At 40.6% G+C, this 16,398-nt stretch carries 17 protein-coding genes; 10 read left to right on the top strand and 7 right to left on the bottom strand.

Going from position 1 to position 16,398, the window contains the following annotated elements; genetic code table 11:
- Positions 1-198: 198 nt before the first annotated feature.
- Positions 199-642, bottom strand: coding sequence for an 8-oxo-dGTP diphosphatase (locus ACNJYY_RS21270; protein WP_416731928.1), 444 nt, complete (start codon positions 640-642; stop codon positions 199-201).
- A gap of 127 nt (positions 643-769) precedes the next feature.
- Between ACNJYY_RS21270 and ACNJYY_RS21265 the strand changes: the two genes are divergently transcribed.
- Together ACNJYY_RS21265 and ACNJYY_RS21260 are read left to right on the top strand one after the other, a co-directional pair.
- Positions 770-1,372 (top strand): TetR/AcrR family transcriptional regulator, encoded by a 603-nt coding sequence (locus tag ACNJYY_RS21265; RefSeq protein ID WP_416730040.1) that lies wholly within the window; start codon positions 770-772, stop codon positions 1,370-1,372.
- Positions 1,373-1,438: 66 nt separating this feature from the next.
- Positions 1,439-2,701 carry an MFS transporter gene (locus ACNJYY_RS21260; protein WP_416730039.1) on the top strand — a complete coding sequence of 421 codons (1,263 nt, stop codon included), beginning with the start codon at positions 1,439-1,441 and terminating at the stop codon, positions 2,699-2,701.
- Between the two features lie 41 nt (positions 2,702-2,742).
- On the opposite strand, the gene trhA is transcribed toward ACNJYY_RS21260, so the two are convergent.
- Complete coding sequence (trhA, locus tag ACNJYY_RS21255; RefSeq protein WP_416730038.1) at positions 2,743-3,381, bottom strand: PAQR family membrane homeostasis protein TrhA; 639 nt, start codon at positions 3,379-3,381, stop codon at positions 2,743-2,745.
- A gap of 538 nt (positions 3,382-3,919) precedes the next feature.
- Here trhA and ACNJYY_RS21250 point away from each other — a divergent pair.
- On the top strand, positions 3,920-4,792 hold the full coding sequence (locus ACNJYY_RS21250; RefSeq protein ID WP_416730037.1) for a GNAT family N-acetyltransferase: 873 nt from the start codon (positions 3,920-3,922) through the stop codon (positions 4,790-4,792).
- Here the strand turns inward: ACNJYY_RS21250 and ACNJYY_RS21245 are convergent, their stop codons facing one another.
- Positions 4,793-5,260 (bottom strand): NUDIX hydrolase, encoded by a 468-nt coding sequence (locus ACNJYY_RS21245; RefSeq protein WP_416730036.1) that lies wholly within the window; start codon positions 5,258-5,260, stop codon positions 4,793-4,795.
- 96 nt (positions 5,261-5,356) lie between these two features.
- On the opposite strand from ACNJYY_RS21245, the gene ACNJYY_RS21240 reads away from it, so the two are divergent.
- Positions 5,357-6,322, top strand: coding sequence for a YbgA family protein (locus ACNJYY_RS21240; protein ID WP_416730035.1), 966 nt, complete (start codon positions 5,357-5,359; stop codon positions 6,320-6,322).
- On the opposite strand, the gene ACNJYY_RS21235 is transcribed toward ACNJYY_RS21240, so the two are convergent.
- Positions 6,299-7,240, bottom strand: coding sequence for an AEC family transporter (locus ACNJYY_RS21235; RefSeq protein ID WP_416730034.1), 942 nt, complete (start codon positions 7,238-7,240; stop codon positions 6,299-6,301). The genes ACNJYY_RS21240 and ACNJYY_RS21235 overlap by 24 nt on opposite strands.
- A gap of 87 nt (positions 7,241-7,327) precedes the next feature.
- Between ACNJYY_RS21235 and ACNJYY_RS21230 the strand changes: the two genes are divergently transcribed.
- From ACNJYY_RS21230 to ACNJYY_RS21220, 3 genes are all read left to right on the top strand, one after another.
- On the top strand, positions 7,328-7,822 hold the full coding sequence (locus ACNJYY_RS21230) for a Crp/Fnr family transcriptional regulator (protein WP_416730033.1): 495 nt from the start codon (positions 7,328-7,330) through the stop codon (positions 7,820-7,822).
- Positions 7,823-7,915: 93 nt separating this feature from the next.
- Positions 7,916-8,416: a hypothetical protein gene (locus tag ACNJYY_RS21225; RefSeq protein WP_416730032.1), complete on the top strand. Its 501-nt coding sequence runs from the start codon at positions 7,916-7,918 to the stop codon at positions 8,414-8,416.
- 83 nt (positions 8,417-8,499) lie between these two features.
- Positions 8,500-9,084: a sugar O-acetyltransferase gene (locus tag ACNJYY_RS21220; RefSeq protein WP_416730031.1), complete on the top strand. Its 585-nt coding sequence runs from the start codon at positions 8,500-8,502 to the stop codon at positions 9,082-9,084.
- Positions 9,085-9,133: 49 nt separating this feature from the next.
- On the opposite strand, the gene ACNJYY_RS21215 is transcribed toward ACNJYY_RS21220, so the two are convergent.
- Positions 9,134-9,964 carry a glycerophosphodiester phosphodiesterase gene (locus tag ACNJYY_RS21215; protein ID WP_416730030.1) on the bottom strand — a complete coding sequence of 277 codons (831 nt, stop codon included), beginning with the start codon at positions 9,962-9,964 and terminating at the stop codon, positions 9,134-9,136.
- Positions 9,965-10,205: 241 nt separating this feature from the next.
- Here ACNJYY_RS21215 and ACNJYY_RS21210 point away from each other — a divergent pair, with 241 nt between their 5' ends.
- Complete coding sequence (locus ACNJYY_RS21210; protein WP_416730029.1) at positions 10,206-11,168, top strand: HD domain-containing protein; 963 nt, start codon at positions 10,206-10,208, stop codon at positions 11,166-11,168.
- 274 nt (positions 11,169-11,442) lie between these two features.
- On the opposite strand, the gene ACNJYY_RS21205 is transcribed toward ACNJYY_RS21210, so the two are convergent.
- Positions 11,443-12,144, bottom strand: a complete 702-nt coding sequence (locus ACNJYY_RS21205; RefSeq protein WP_416730028.1) for a queuosine precursor transporter — start codon at positions 12,142-12,144, stop codon at positions 11,443-11,445.
- 236 nt (positions 12,145-12,380) lie between these two features.
- Between ACNJYY_RS21205 and ACNJYY_RS21200 the strand changes: the two genes are divergently transcribed.
- Together ACNJYY_RS21200 and opuFB are read left to right on the top strand one after the other, a co-directional pair.
- Entirely contained in the window at positions 12,381-13,352 is a 972-nt protein-coding gene (locus tag ACNJYY_RS21200) for an ABC transporter ATP-binding protein (protein ID WP_416730027.1), read from the top strand.
- On the top strand, positions 13,345-14,859 hold the full coding sequence (gene opuFB / locus ACNJYY_RS21195; protein ID WP_416730026.1) for an osmoprotectant update ABC transporter permease/substrate-binding subunit OpuFB: 1,515 nt from the start codon (positions 13,345-13,347) through the stop codon (positions 14,857-14,859). Before ACNJYY_RS21200 ends, opuFB begins: the two co-directional genes overlap by 8 nt.
- 324 nt (positions 14,860-15,183) lie before the next feature.
- Here the strand turns inward: opuFB and ald are convergent, their stop codons facing one another.
- Positions 15,184-16,314, bottom strand: coding sequence for an alanine dehydrogenase (gene ald, locus ACNJYY_RS21190; RefSeq protein ID WP_416730025.1), 1,131 nt, complete (start codon positions 16,312-16,314; stop codon positions 15,184-15,186).
- Positions 16,315-16,398: the final 84 nt, after the last annotated feature.

Below are 16,398 nucleotides of genomic sequence, written 5' to 3'. Positions count from 1 at the left end.
CTATTTTACGGGCAAAGAGAGCAGCGAGATGGTCACTTTGGCAGATGCTTAGAGGTGCAATCCACAAGTTTTGCCTTTGAATCCACGAAAAATGACGTTCAATCCACGAGTTTTGACCTTCAATCCACAAATTTGAGGAGAATATCCACGAGTCTACAAACCTAGACAATTATCGACAGATTGATAGCCTTATTTTCTTTAAGTTTTTAGTAATGAAAGCTCAACCTGTTTGTTTTGATGATCATCCCATACCCGTTGAATCTCAAAAGTACCTTCCTCAAAAAACAACGGAAACCTTTCTTTAAACCATTCTTGCAGGGGAAGATCTAATGCTTCATTTATCGAGACCCAAACCAATTCGCCTTCAGGTGGATCTAACAAAAGTTCACCTTCAAAAGTATTCGCCCAATAGTTGAAAACCATATATCTCACATTCTTTTGTGGATTTACATATTCGTCGATTCCTTTGAATACTAAATTCGAGACACGTAATCCTGTTTCTTCCTCAACTTCACGACAAGCACCATCTACTAAGCTTTCAGGAAAATCTACTTTACCTCCAGGAGCTATAAAGCCTGGGAAGCCACGGCTGTCTGGCCGCTTAATTAACAGCACTTTATCTCCGTTCTGAACCATGCACATCGTATAAAGTCGGTGCTCAATAGAAATCGTCACAAGTAATCCTCCGAAAAAACATTTTACTTATTTTAACATACACTTTATAATAATGATTGATTAACCAATCATCCATGAAAAGGAGATTATTCAATTGCCTTTATCACATAAACAACTGAAAGCGATGGAACAGAAGCGTGAAAAGATTTTAGAGCAGGCGATCCTGTTGTTTGCAGAGCAAGGGTATGAGAGCACGACCATTGCGAAGGTAGCAAAAGCTGCAGGTGTTAGTTTTGGAAGTGTGTTTACGTACTTTGAAAATAAGGATCAGCTTTTTTATCATGCTGTAACAGAGCCTTTGGAAAAACAATATAGAGAAGCGATGTTAGATTTTAATCCGGAAGCTGAAGATCTTTTGACCGAGATTAAGAGCATGATAGATAAACATATTACGATTTTTATCGAGATGCGTACATATCTGCAGCTGGTCGTGCAAGTGATCGGGCAGCATACGAAATTTCCTGAACCGTTTAAAGTACTGGACGAATTTAGTCTGGAGTTTATTTTAAAACTTCAAGAGGTCATACGAAATGGTCAAGAAAAGGGAGTTCTAGAGAAGTCTGATGAGGACTTAACAGCGACTGCTTATCTCGGCTTTTTATTAGGAATTCGATTAACATTTACAGACTATGCGGTATCACGGGTCAGAGAAAAGTTTAAGATTCCAGCATTTCAACTGTTATATCCGAAACGCTAAAATGTGTTTCGGTTACTTTTTATCTTAATAATGATTGATTAATCAATCGTAAAAGGAGAGATAGACATGAATTTCTTTTCGTTTCATCGCAACATCCAGCTGAGGCTAGTGCTCCAATTTATTACAACATTTGCTTCTTCAGCTGTAATCCCATTTCTAGCTATCTTTTTTTCTGATCAGGTAGGGGTGTTTTCAACGGGTTTGATGTATATCGGGGTTATTCTATCTGGAATAACAGGAGCGTTGATTGGTGGGAGGCGTTCGGATCAATTCGGTAGAAAGAGAATTATTTTACTAAGTGAGAACATGATTGGTCTTGGTTACTTGATTGCTGGAGCTCTCAATCTGTTCTTTCCTCTTTCTCCATATGTGAACTTTGTACTGTTCATCGTTATTCTCTTTTTTACAGGTATGGCTGGCCCTGCATATGGCGCGATCATTATTGATTCAAGTACGAAGGAAAACAGAAAAGCCATTTATACGATTTCCTATTGGCTTGGGAATCTGGCGGTTGCTGCAGGAGGAATAACAGGGGCTTTACTTTTTAAAACCTATCCATATGAGTTGTTCTTAGGAATCGCGTTGGTTACCTTTATCACGTGGGTAGTGACTTGGTTATGGCTTGAAGACGTACGGCTGCCGAGCGCTGTGACTCCGGATACCAATGTAACAAAAAGTTTTCAGGGAAGCTATAAAGAGATTTTTTTGAACCGAAAATTTATCCTTTTTACGGTAGCAGGGTTGTTTCTAATCTCGTTAGAGGAAAGTTTGACCACATATATAGGTATAAAACTTGTAAGCGATATGAAGGATCCGGTTGCGTTACTGCCTTTCTCATCACTATTTGAAGTAGATGGATTTCAGTTGATCGGTTTACTGAAAGCAGAGAACACCATCTTAGTCGTGGTATTAAGTCTTGTTATAGCCACCTTGTTTAAGCGTTTCAAAGATCGATCCTTAATGCTCGGAGGAGGGTTCGCCTACGCTTTAGGTTTTGTTGTGATCAGCTATAGTACGATACCTATTGTCTTGATCATTGCTATGTTTATTGCGTCTGTTGGTGAACTGATTCATATTCCAGCAAAGCAAGCTTATGTGGCATCAATCATACCTGATGATGCTAGAGGCTCGTACATGGCAATATACGGCTTGTCGTTTCACCTGTCTGGCATGATTGCCGCACTATTCGTCATGCTGAGCGAGGTCCTCTCAGCCAACACGATTACTTTGCTGTTTAGTTTGATGGGTCTTACAAGTTTAATTATTTATCACTTTTTATTTCGATCTGAAGAGTCAGCAGAAGCTAAGCTCGTTAAAACTACAGCATAAAAAAGAAGCAGAACATTTTCTGCTTCTTTCAAAAAAAAATTTTAGTTAGGCAACACATAAAACATCATAAGAAAATGCATCACACTGCCGGCTAGAACAAACAAATGCCAGACGGCGTGGTGGAACGGAAAGCTGCGCCATACATAAAAGATGCTGCCGAGCGTGTAGATGATTCCGCCTGCCACTAAGAGCTGGATGCCTGCTGGTGGCATGTTTGCTGAAATATCTTGAAAGGCAAATGTGATCAGCCATCCCATCGCGACATACCCTAATGTTGATAACACAACGAACTTTTTCGTAAAAAAGACTTTAAACACGACACCAAAGATCGCAAGTCCCCAAACGACTCCAAATAATGTCCAGCCCAGTCCACCGCCTACAACGATCAGCACGATTGGAGTGTACGTTCCTGCAATAAAGAGATAGATGGCCGCGTGGTCCATGATCTCAAATAAATCCTTAACCCGTCCTTTAGGAAAAGCGTGCACGAGGGTTGAAGCTGAATAAAGTGTCAGCATCGTGCCTCCGAATACGGCGCAGCTAACAATATGAACCGCTGTTCCTTTCCATACGGCAAACACGAGCAGAATGGAAGTAACCGCTACACTGAGAAGGACACCGAGTCCGTGTGTGATGGCATTTGCTATCTCTTCGCGTTTTGAAAATACATGTGTACTCATTTCGTTCACCTTCCTTTACGTTATGGTCAGTATATCAGAAAATGGCATCCTTTAACCAATTAAAGAACATTAAAAATTGTAAATACATTGTTGCCTTTGAAAGTAGTTGATTTCCGCTCCAGGTTGCACGCTTTCCATGGGGCGACCGGTGAGCCCCTTGCCGCTACGCGCCATTAAGGGTCTCACCTGATCGCTCGTCCCATAGGAGTCGGCAACCTTCCGCTACAATCAATTTGCATTGAAGGGAGGAATTAGAAAAAAATTCTTCAAGCGAAAGTGGACTTTTGTAAAAAGTTTGTTGCTTGTCTTTCTGCCAGTTGATCGGAGTGGAAGATGCGAGACTCCTGCGGGACAGGTGGGCAGGTGAGACACTTAAGAGTGAAACCGTACGAATGTGGCTCACCGCCTGCCCCGCGGAAAGCGAGCATCTGCAACGGAAATCAACTCATTCAAAAATCTCTAAAAAGAAGGAATCTTTCTCAAGAGAGAGGAAATAGATAAGATTACAGACTTAATAGATAAAGAGAGGGTCACGATTATGGAGGTCACGCGTTATTCATCTATACGAGCTTTTTATAGGGAAGTAAAAGAATTCCTGTTGTGTCAGGAAGATCGAGCAGGAATCATGCTTGGCAACTGTCTGCGTTTTCAAGACAAAATATGGGAGGGTGAACAGCCTTTTCTCGCTACCGTTAAACAGAATGGGAAAATAATGCTCTCAGCCATGCTCATTCCGCCTTACGCTTTGTTACTTTTAGAAAAAGAGGAAACAGATGGTGTAGCGGCAGTACCTTTTTTAGTTCGTTACTTAGTTGAAGAAGATTATTATATACAAAAGGTAATGTCACCGAAAGCTGTTGGAAAGGCGTTTGCAGAGAATTGGACGACCGCTCATCATCTAGAAGAGAAATTGCTGATGGATCTGCGTCTCTATACACTGCCTTCTGTTATCCAGCCTGCAGCCAGACCCGGAAGATTAAGAATGGCCACAAAAGCTGACTTAGCTTTCTTGCCTCGCTGGATCGTAGAGATGACAGAAGAGACGAAGCAGATTATGACGATGGCTGAAGCTGAAGAGTATGCAAAAGTGCGTGTGGAAAACAAGTTTCTTTTTATATGGGAAGAGGATGGGAAGCCGGTTTCGATGGCCGCTAAGACGAGGCCGAATATTAAAGGTGTTTCGATCAATTTGGTTTATACACCTAAGAAACTTAGAGGTAAAGGATATGCGAGTGCTTGTGTTGCTGCTTTAAGCGATCACCTGTTGAGTGAAGGATTCACATTCTGCACTCTTTACACGGACCTCTCAAATCCTACTTCAAATAAAATCTATCAAAATATCGGTTATGAGCCGGTATGTGATTATATTGAACTGAAATTTAACGAAAAAAGAACAGAGCGACCGGCTTGATTACCGGTAAACTTTGTTCTCATTCTTCATCTCTATATAGTTCCCTATGTATTTTCGTGCACCGTTTAATGTGTCTTTCGGAAGCTGATCATGTTTAAAATATTGAAAATCATGTGATTCATTGTGATCAATCGTTAGTTCGCCACTTACAGAATGAGCCATATACACAGCGGTTACGGCATACAATTCATCACCGTTTGCATTTTTTATATAGTGATCTTGACCAGAATAGACATGAAGCTGGGTCAAGCCTTCAACATCAAGTCCTGTTTCTTCTTTTACTTCACGAATCGCCGTTTCTTCAAAACTTTCACCAAGTTCCATCAGGCCTCCGGGCAGTCCCCATCCGCCATCGGTTCGGTGCTGTAATAATATTTCATCCTTTTCGTTCACAATAATAACAACAGAGCCAGGTAAGATGAGTGGTGCGGTTCCTACATATTTCCGAAGATCTTCATAGTAAGCCATTAAATCGCTCCTTCCTAACCAACATTTTACAGAAAACATGTTAATAATTCATCTAAAAGTGGAACACTGAATAAAAAGATCGAGGGGAGTTTTGGAATGGAAGCCTTCGCTAGACCCCGTGTGGTGGTAAGTAAGTGTCTTGAATTTGAAGCATGCCGATACAACGGTGATGTGATATATAACGATGTGATCAAAAAACTGATGGATTATGTAGATTTTGTTCCAGTATGTCCAGAAGTGGAGATTGGGTTAGGAACGCCACGAGAAACGATTCGTATCGTGAAAAAGGGTGAAGATCATTTTCTTCTTCAGCCATCAACGCAGCGTGATATAACGAAAGAGATGCGAACTTTTTCAGATGGTTATCTGGCTGGAATTATTGATACAGACGGGTTTATTTTGAAGACGCGTTCTCCTTCTTGTGGATTAAAAGAAGTGAAGGTGTATGCCTCTACTGAAAAAGGTCCTGCAATCGGTCATTCGAGCGGGTTGTTTGGCGGAAAAGTCGCTGAACTCTATTCCCATTTAGCCATCGAAGAAGAAGGACGGTTAAATAATTTTACGATTCGTGATCGTTTTTATACGAAGCTTTTTACGCTCGCAGCCTTTCGAAATATACTGCCGCAGGGGCTCCAAGCGATTAAAAGCTTTCATGAGAAAAATCAGTTTCTGTTTATGGCCTATAGCAATCCAACGTTAAAAGTGATGAATCGAATCTTGAAAAAAGAGCAGGAAAATGGGGAAGAACGAACGATACAACTGTATGCTAAAGCCATGAACAAGCTGTTTAATCGTACGGCAAGAAGCGATTCTAACAGGAAAGTGGCGTACGAGATCTTCAAAAGGTTTCAGCCGCATCTGTCTGCAAAAGAAATCGCCTTTTTTGAAGAACTTCTTCAAAAGTACGCAAATAAAAAAGAACCGTTTTCGAGTGTGGCTACGATTTTAAAGTCACATGCTATACGCTTTGAAGACAGCGAGATTCTTGGTCAGACGTTCTTTGCACCATACCCTGAAATTCTGCTTGAGATCTCAGACTCAGGCAAGGGACGAGATTATTAAAACGAGCGCATACAACAGTGGGATGGTTAGACAGGAAAGAATCGTACTTAACATAACACCTGCTGCCGCAAAAGAGGCATCCTCTCCATAACGCTCTGCATACATGGAGATGGTAGGAGCAGAAGGCATGCCGGCAGTTAGAACAGCAACTGCTATTAATTGAAGTGGTAACGAAAAGAAAATAAAAGGCAGTAATAGAAACGGAAAAAGCAGCAACTTGTAAAAACTCGCTAGCCATAAGTGGGAACTTTTTAGAAAGCTCATGACATGTTGCAACGGTAAAGCCCCTAAGAGAACGCCAATCAATAACATAGAAAGTGGAACAGTAGGTTTTCCTAGCATCTCTAAAGTGTTGGATAAAGCACTAGGAAGTGTACCTGGCAGGAGCATAAGGATTAAGCCCGCAATTGTGGAAATCACACCTGGATTTAAAAAGACGCTTCGCCATGGCAAAGTCTTAGAATGTCGAGCAAAAAGATAGATGCCGTACGTCCAGATCCACAACAGATAAACAAAATTAAAGAATGTAGCAAAAAGCACTCCAGTTTTTCCGAATAATATAAAACAAACTGCAATGCCTAGAAAACCTTGATTTCCAAAAATCATGATTCCTTCTAAGGCATTTTCCTGTGTGTTTTTTATCGTTAGCCGCTTTACTGTCCACCAAGAAAAGAGTGAGGAAATCAGTAATACGAATGCAGACATCATGGAAAGCCAACCGAACTGTTTAAGATTTTCGATGGAAAAGGAAACATCCATTCCGAAGATGATCAATGCAGGTAACGTTACATTTAATAAAAGTGCTGAAAGCGTACGTTCACTGCCAGATGGTAAGATCTCTTTCTTTAGAAGGATATAACCGATAAGAGCAATGCTGTACAATAGGGTTAATTCTTGCATAAAAGGTGCAAGTTTCATTCGATCTTCACCCTCCTTACCTACAAGCATATGGAGGATGTGTAGAATAGGTGATACATACGATATACGTACGCAGGAGGAAGAATCATGCTGATGGCAAAAGGCGAGATTTTATTCAGGCAGGGAGAAGAAGGTCCCCTATTTCGATTAGAAAGCGGCTTATTAAAAATCGTACGAGTTCATGAAGATGGAAGCCAAGTTTTGTTGAATTTAATTATTCCAGGCGAAGTGATTCCACATCATTCATTAACGAGTCCAAACGAATACAACGGAACCGCAATAGCGCTGTTACCGTGTGAGATCACGCGCATTGAACCGCAGCAATGGTATCGTTCACTGGAAGAGGACTCATACAGATACAAAGAAGTGGCATTAATGCTAGAAACGAAACTAAGGATGATGCAGCAGCGCATCAATCAGATGTCTACCTTAACACCAGAAGGAAAAATAAAAAAACTTCAAGAGTGGTTCGCCAATTATTTTCCTGACATCCAGATCGAAAAAGTGCTGACTCAAGAAGAAATTGGGCAGTTTGTTGGCTTAAGACGAGAAACTGTTAATCGGGCACTTAAGAAGATTTAATGAAATGTCAAAGAATTTACATACATATGAACGTAAGATTTTTGCTTCTTTAACAAATGATACCTGTATAAAAGTTAAAGGAGTGATTGTGTGATGAAAAAATTTATCCCTCTTGCACTGGCATTTTCCGTACTAACGAGTGGTGCCGTTACGGTGTCGGCTGCAAATCAAGAAAAGGTTCAAGTGGAGTCTCATAAAAGAGGACAACACTTTAAGCAGATGAAAAATTTTAAGGAGCAGGTTCATAAAGCGAATACTCTTAAGATTGAGCGATTAGAGATTCAAAAAGAGATTGTTAAAAAGAAAGACCAGCTTTTTGACATGCATGTAAAAGCTGGGGAGCAGAAAGTAAAAGAAAAACGAAGTGAGAACAAAGCTGGCTGGCAGGAGATGAAACAGATTCATCAAGAGTTAAGGACTCTGCAAAGCCAAGCACATGAAACGAAAAAAGCGATGCACGAGGCATTACGAGCAAATAACGAGAAGCTAGCATTAGAGAAGATGAACCAGTGGCTGAGTCTCAATGAAAAAATCAATAAAAAACTTAGTGAAAAATCTGCGAAGCTCGATGAGGTTTTGGCTAAACATAAATAAATCAAAGCAGCATGGAAGTTTTGGACTTCTATGCTTTTTTATTGTTAGATGGTAATAAGAAAAAATAGCCATGGGGGGATTAGATGAAAGAGTTTGACAGAATGCTATCTGGAGAGTTTTATAACACTCGAGATCCTGAACTTTTACAAATGTCGTTCGATGCCAAAAAGCTTGTGGAAACCTTTAATACGACAAGCGTTGATGAGATTGAAAGGAAAGTACAGATCTTAAAGAAATTATTAGGCAGTTTAGGAGAAGGGGTTTGGATTGAGAAACCCATTCAATGTGAATTCGGAAAAAATATTACGATAGGACGCAATACTTTTATTAATTTCAACAGTGTTTTGTTAGATAACAACAAGATTACGATTGGGGAGAACGTACTAATCGCACCTAATGTCCAAATCTACACGGCTACACACCCTATAAGCGTGATGGAAAGAATCAATAAGCATCCACAAGCAAATGAAGCGCCATATCGAACGAACACCAAACCTGTGACAATCGGAAACAATGTTTGGATTGGTGGAAATTCCGTTATCTTACCGGGTGTTTCGATAGGTGAAAATACGGTAATCGGAGCGGGAAGTGTTGTCACAAAATCTATTCCAGCTAATTGTGTAGCTGTAGGTAACCCATGCAAAATAATCAAAGAGAATATCAATTAAGTAAAAAAGTGTTGAAGCCACCCATAGCTTCAACACTTTTTATAATCATTTATTTTGATTTATGTCTTGGCGTATAATCTGGATAGTCCGTAATGATTCCATCAACACCTGCGTCTAAGAGCGGTTGAACTTCTTGTTGGTTTCGAACGGTCCAAGCCATGATACCCATATGACGTTCATGTACTTCATCAACGATCGAAGAATTAACAAGCGTTCTGCTAGGGTTTACAAATTCAGCATATGTAGCGAATTCATCGAGCTTCGCTTCACTTAAGTCGGTTGCATTGGAAGTAAGTACGCCAACAGGCACTCTAGGAAGCAACTTGTCTATCTGTTGCATAGAACCAAACTCAAATGATTGAATAATTATCTTATCATGAGCAGGTAGATGCATGTTTCGTTCTTTTATAGCTGCAGCTACTTTTTCTTCAATCTCGGGATAGTAATAGGATGCTTTTAATTCAATTAAAATGCCTGTTTTTCCGCGGAACTCATCAAGTACTTCTTCAAAGGTAGGAACTTTCTCTCCTATAAACTTCTCCCCAAAGTAGCTTCCGGCATCAAGCTGACGGATTTCTTCTAACGTATGATCTTTTACATATCCCGTTCCGTTTGTTGTTCGATCGAGTGTAACATCATGAATGACAACGAGCTCACCATCTTTTGTTTCTTGTACATCAATTTCAATATAATCGGATTTCATCTCTACACCTTTATGGAACGCGGCCATCGTATTTTCTGGCGCATAGCCTGAAGCTCCGCGGTGTGCGACGGTTTGAACGCGATCAGACGGGTCGTAAGCAAGTGTGGAAGTACTATAGATCGAACCAATAATCCCCATTGAAAGTAGTGATGCAACTGCTGTCTTTTTCATGCTCATGTCATTCATCCCCTTGTCATTGTATGATCCGTGATCCTGCTCGCCTCATGCAACAAGCAAGATCACATTCATTATGCTAACAAAGGAAAATGGGGAAAGAATGGTCTAAACCTCCTTAGTATTTTAAAGAAAATAAGGTCTATATGAGGGGATATCTTAACAAATAGCAGTTCTGTAAAGGTGGGGTGAAGGAGATGTCAGGTATGTTAAAATGACAAAAACAGAAAAAGGGGAAAACGGCATGATAGTTGATGATATATATGGTTCGTTTGAAGTTGAACCTGTGTTGCATGATTTAGTCTTTTCTAAACCAGTACAACGTTTAAAAGGCATTCATCAAGGCGGAGCATCTTATCTTGTAAACAAGGAATGGAACGTTACGCGATATGAGCATTCGGTGGGCGTAATGCTGCTGATCAGACAGTTAGGCGGGACACTTCAGGAGCAGATCGCAGGACTACTTCACGATGTTTCCCACACTGCATTTTCTCATGTGATCGATTTTGTTCTTGAAAATGAATCAGAAGACTTTCATGAAAAAATCTTTGAGGAAACCATTATGGGGTCAGAAATTCCAAGTATATTGATTCAACATGGCTATTCCATCGAGGAAATCATGCAAGGTGATCATTCTTTATTAGAGCAACCATTACCTTTGTTGTGTGCGGACCGCATCGACTACACACTAAGAGATCTGTATAGATACGGCTACCTTTCAAAGCTTGAGATTGGTCGTTTTATGGAGAAATTGTGCGTATCACGAGGATTAATTTGTATTAAAGGAACGGAACAGGCTGAATGGTTCGTTGAAGCGTATTACAAAGAGGTTTTAGATTTTTTCATGAATCCCCTGAACGTATACGGATATGATCGACTAACAAGATTGCTCAAAGAAGCTCTAGAGCTGGATGTTATTACACTATCAGATTTTAAGCTTACGGATGAAGAAGTTCTTCAAAAAGTCCGAACATCAAACAAGCCTTCCTTAGCCGCTCGATATGAAGGACTTGTAAAGCCAGTGAAGCTACAAGAAAACGAGATTGAGTTTGATATTCAATTAAAAGGAAAGCCTCGATTGATCGATCCAACAGTCATCATAGAAGGAAGACCAGTAGAAGGTTCAAATATATCCCATAAAATCAAAGAAATGAACACGAAGGCAAAGAAGCGTGCTGAAAAGGGAAGTTACATAAAAGTCCTCTAAAAGTGGCTGAAGTAGTTCTACGATATAACAAAAAAGGGTAATACCATCTCATTAATACGAGCTGGTATTACCCTCTTTTTAAATCTAACAGTTTTCTACTTTTAAAAATCTTTAAATTTCATCCCGGTAAGTTGATTGGAGTGCAAGGTGCGAGACTCCTGCGGGATGAGTGGGACAGGTGAGACTCATAATAGCGCAGAGCGCTAAGAGGCTCACCGCACACCCCGCGGAAAGCGAGCATCCTGGAACGGAAATCAACCACTCTCAGAAACTTTTAAACGCCTGGTTTTTGAAGGTCTTCTTCCGGATGGTTGAAGCTTCTTGCAATATAGATAAACGGTGTGGATGCAGCAGATACCACAAACTTGATCACATACGTCGTAAAGAAGATCTGAATCCAAACTTCCCATGAGAACACACCAGCAAACGCAATCGTACAAAAGATAAGCGTATCGATCAGCTGGCTTACCATCGTACTTCCGTTATTACGAATCCAAAGCTGATCAGGGCGTGAAAACTTTTCCTTCAACTTTGCAAAAAGTTTAACATCTAGATACTGACTGATTAAGTAAGCAGCCAGACTACCGATCACAAGGCGAGGCATGAATCCGAAGATTGCTTCAAGATGCGGCTGGAAGATGTCGCTTTCGTGCGGTTGAAACACGAGCACCATCTGCATGATGATCGTTGTCATGATAAGAGTAAAGAAACCGAACCAAACTGCTTTCTTCGCTTCTTTTTCTCCGTACTTTTCGTTGATTAAATCTGTTGCTAAATAGATGGTTCCGTAGATCACGTTACCGAGAGTCATAACAAGTCCGAACATCTCGATCGTTTTAACAACTTGCAGATTAGCAAGAATCGTAGCTGCTGCGATCCATGCATACAAACCCGTACGACCGAACCACTTGTAGCATGTTAAAAACAATATAAAATTAACCAGTGCAAAAGCTACACCAAAATAAAAATTAAACATAAAATTCCTCCTAGTTTTGATAACGCGGGAGTTTGCGAACCGCGAAACACTTTTAACACAACAGTTCCCCATTATAAGGCAGTTTTTGTAATTAATCAATAATCCTTATAAATAACAGGTGCACGAGTAGTTTACAATCTCTTTCTTTGTGCAATACATAGTGTAGATTGATTATTGATTAAAGAAAAAACGGAAATACTGCTTGTAATAGATAAAGCACACTAAGGAGCAGGTGTATGATAACTTTTGATAATGTTTCTAAAGAATACCGTGATGGAACGTCTGCGGTTCGCGATCTGAATTTAACGATACAGCCAGGAGAATTTTTCGTCGTGATCGGTCCGAGTGGTTGTGGGAAAACGACGATGCTTAAGATGATCAACCGGCTGATCAGCCTTACAAAAGGCACGATTTCAATCGATAACAAGAGAATCAGTGATTACAATATTGATGAACTTCGTTGGAATATCGGATATGTACTGCAGCAGATCGCCTTATTTCCTCATATGACGATTCTAGAGAATATCAGTATCGTTCCCGAGTTAAAAGGATGGGACAAAGTAAAAATTCGTAAAAGAGTGGACGAACTTCTTGATATGGTTGGCTTAGATCCTGAAACGTATCGAGATCGCAAGCCCAATGAACTCTCTGGCGGACAACAACAGCGAGTGGGTGTTGTTCGAGCGTTAGCTGCAGATCCTAACATTATTTTAATGGATGAGCCTTTTAGTGCTCTAGATCCGATCAGCAGAGAAAAGCTGCAGGAAGATCTTTTTAATCTTCAAAGAAATATTAAGAAGACCATTGTTTTCGTCACGCATGACATGAAGGAAGCTTTGAAACTGGGAGACAGGATCTGTGTGATGAATGAAGGCTCTATCGTGCAAGTGGGAACGCCGAAAGAGCTGCTCGAAAACCCTGCCGATGACTTTGTAAGAAATTTCGTAGGAACAGAGAGTGTGAGTTCTGTTGAAAATATGGATCTTCGAAAGCTTGTCATTCCATTGAAAGCAGATGAAATTGGAATGGATTATCAATTGCCATCCCTTTCAGTGAATACGAGTATTAAAGAGGCACTCAATATCTTAACCCGTGAAAATGAAGTGACGGTTGAAGATCATGGTGCGATTATCGGAACACTGAACAGACAAGCTATTATTCAATATCTTGCAGATCACTTGCAGGAAAGAGGTAGCAGAGATGAATAGTTTCTTGCAAGTATTTCAAGATCGAAAAGGTGAACTCGCAAGTGCGCTGATTGAGCATATTCAAATTTCGTTTATCGCTCTTCTCTTTGCCGTGGTTATTTCGATTCCTCTAGGTATCTATTTAACGAAAAAGCCAAGAGTGGCTGAACCTATCATCGGTGTAACTGCTGTGCTGCAGACGATTCCGTCACTTGCTCTTCTTGGACTCTTGATCCCACTGTTTGGGATCGGCAAGGTTCCAGCCATTATTGCACTTGTTGTTTATGCACTGCTCCCGATTTTAAGAAACACATATACAGGAATTAAAGAAGTCGATTCCTCATTGATTGAAGCAGCGAGAGCGATGGGTATGAACACGAGGAAGAGATTGATGAAGGTTGAACTTCCTTTAGCGATGCCTGTTATCATGGCAGGAATCCGTACATCCATGGTCTTAATTATAGGAACCGCAACGCTCGCAGCACTGATTGGAGCGGGTGGACTCGGTGATATTATCTTGCTCGGTATTGACCGCAATAACACGATGCTGATCGTGCTTGGAGCCGTACCAGCCGCTTTGCTGGCGATTTTATTTGATTTTCTGCTCAGAAGATTAGAGCTTCTTTCTTTTAAACGAGCGCTAACAACGGTCAGTGCATTTTTGATAGCTGCTCTTTTAGTTATAATTGTTCCTTTCGCGATGAAAGGCGGACAAGAAGATATCGTGATCGGTGGAAAGTTAGGGTCTGAACCAGAAATCTTGATCAACATGTACAAACTTTTAATTGAAGAAGAAACCGATTTAAATGTGGAGTTGAAGCCGGGACTTGGTAAAACTTCCTTTGTGTTTAATGCGTTGAAATCTGAGAGTATTGATATCTATCCAGAATTTACAGGCACAGCGATAGCAGAGTTTTTAAAAGAGAACGCAACAAGTACTGATAGCGAAAAAGTATATGAACAAGCTCGAAGCGGGATGGAAAGTAAGTTTGATATGCAGCTCTTAAGTCCGATGGAATATAACAATACGTATGCACTTGCTGTTCCTGAACAATTGGCGAAAGAATATAACCTAAAGACGATTTCGGATTTAAAGAGTGTAAGCCAAAGTCTGAACGCCGGCTTTACGCTAGAATTTTCGGATCGCAAAGATGGCTATAAAGGCATCCAAAAGCTATACGATATTCAGTTTGCAAATGTGAGAACGATGGAGCCGAAGCTAAGATATAACGCGGTGAAAAAAGGTGAAATCGATGTCGTAGATGCTTATTCTACAGACAGCGAACTGCGCCAATACAAGCTTACGGTACTAGAAGATGATAAAAAACTGTTTCCTCCTTATCAAGGTGCACCGATGCTTCGTAAAGAAACCGTAGAGAAGTACCCAGAACTAAAGGATGCTTTGGATAAGCTAGCAGGAAAAATTACAGATGATGAAATGCGGGAGATGAATTATAAAGTGAATGTAGGTGGAGAATCACCTAAGAAAGTAGCGGAAGATTTCTTGAAGAAGGAAGGACTTCTTTAAGCTTCTACCATTATTCATTAAAATTCGACAAAAATTTCCCGGAAAATAAAGTATCCATGCAGTTGTTTAGGCTGTATGGATACTTTTTTGTGAAAATATTCGGTGAAACTGTTTGTCGAAAATCGGATAAAAAAATTTATCTACGGATATCGATCTAATTAGTACGGAATTATTGCCGTTTACCTCGTATAAAAATGAAATTACCTCGTAAAAGAAGTTGCGTGTCTGTCTATAACGTACAGATGCCAAAGACGTCCACTAGGAGAACGCAAAAAAGAAGCTAGCACTCAAAATTATGAGATTAGCTTCTTTTCATTCGATCGATTATACCGTTTGAACTGCTTTTTCTAATGCAACTTCAGCTGAAACATAGTCGTAGCCAAGATCAGTTGCAACTGCTTCGTATGTTACGAAACCGCCAGCTGTGTTTAGACCCGCTTTTAACGATGGGTTTTGAGCGATTGCAGTTTGTGCACCTTTGTTAGCAATTTGTAGTGCATATGGAACCGTTACGTTCGTAAGGGCGATCGTAGACGTACGAGGCACAGCACCAGGCATGTTTGCTACTGCATAGTGAACAACTCCGTGCTTGTCGTAAGTTGGGTTGTCATGTGTCGTGATGCGGTCAACCGTTTCAAAGATACCGCCTTGGTCGATCGCAACGTCAACAACTACAGATCCTGGAGTCATAGACTTGATCATTTCTTCCGTTACCAATTTAGGTGCTTTTGCTCCAGGAATAAGTACTGCTCCGATTACTAGATCAGATTCAGCTACAGCTTGTGCAATGTTTAATGGGTTAGACATTAATGTTTGGATGCTGTTACCGAAGATGTCATCAAGTTGACGAAGACGATCTGGGCTAAGGTCGATGATCGTAACGTCAGCGCCAAGTCCGATCGCAACTTTAGCTGCGTTCGTACCTACAACACCGCCACCGATGATTGTTACTTTACCGCGACGTACTCCTGGTACACCTGCAAGAAGGATACCTTTTCCGCCTTTTGGCTTCTCAAGGAACTGTGCACCGATTTGTGCAGACATACGTCCTGCTACTTCACTCATTGGTGTTAATAGCGGAAGTGTACGGTTGAATTCTACTGTTTCGTAAGCGATCGCTGTAACGCCGCTATCTGTTAGTGCTTTTGCCAATGCTGGCTCTGCAGCTAAATGTAAGTATGTGAAAAGAATAAGGTCTGAACGGAAATATTTGTACTCAGATGCTAAAGGTTCTTTAACCTTCATAACCATTTCAGCTGACCATGCGTCTTGTGCTTCTGCTACGATTTCAGCTCCTGCTGCCGCATAATCTTCGTTCGTAAATCCGCTGCCAACACCTGCGTTGTTTTCTACAAGCACTTTGTGGCCTGCTGCTGTTAGTGTAATAACACCTGATGGCGTAATCGCTACGCGGTTTTCATTATTTTTAATCTCTGCTGGAACTCCAATAATCATTTGTGAATCCTCCTATATAAGTAAACTCTTTGAGTGCGTTTTCATTTGTGATTTCAGTATAGTTCGAGGGATTGATCTTTTCAT

This window comes from Fictibacillus tiangongensis, from assembly GCF_048083785.1.
In the GTDB taxonomy this organism is placed as follows: domain Bacteria; phylum Bacillota; class Bacilli; order Bacillales; family Fictibacillaceae; genus Fictibacillus.
This window is presented reverse-complemented; position numbering and strand designations above follow the sequence as displayed.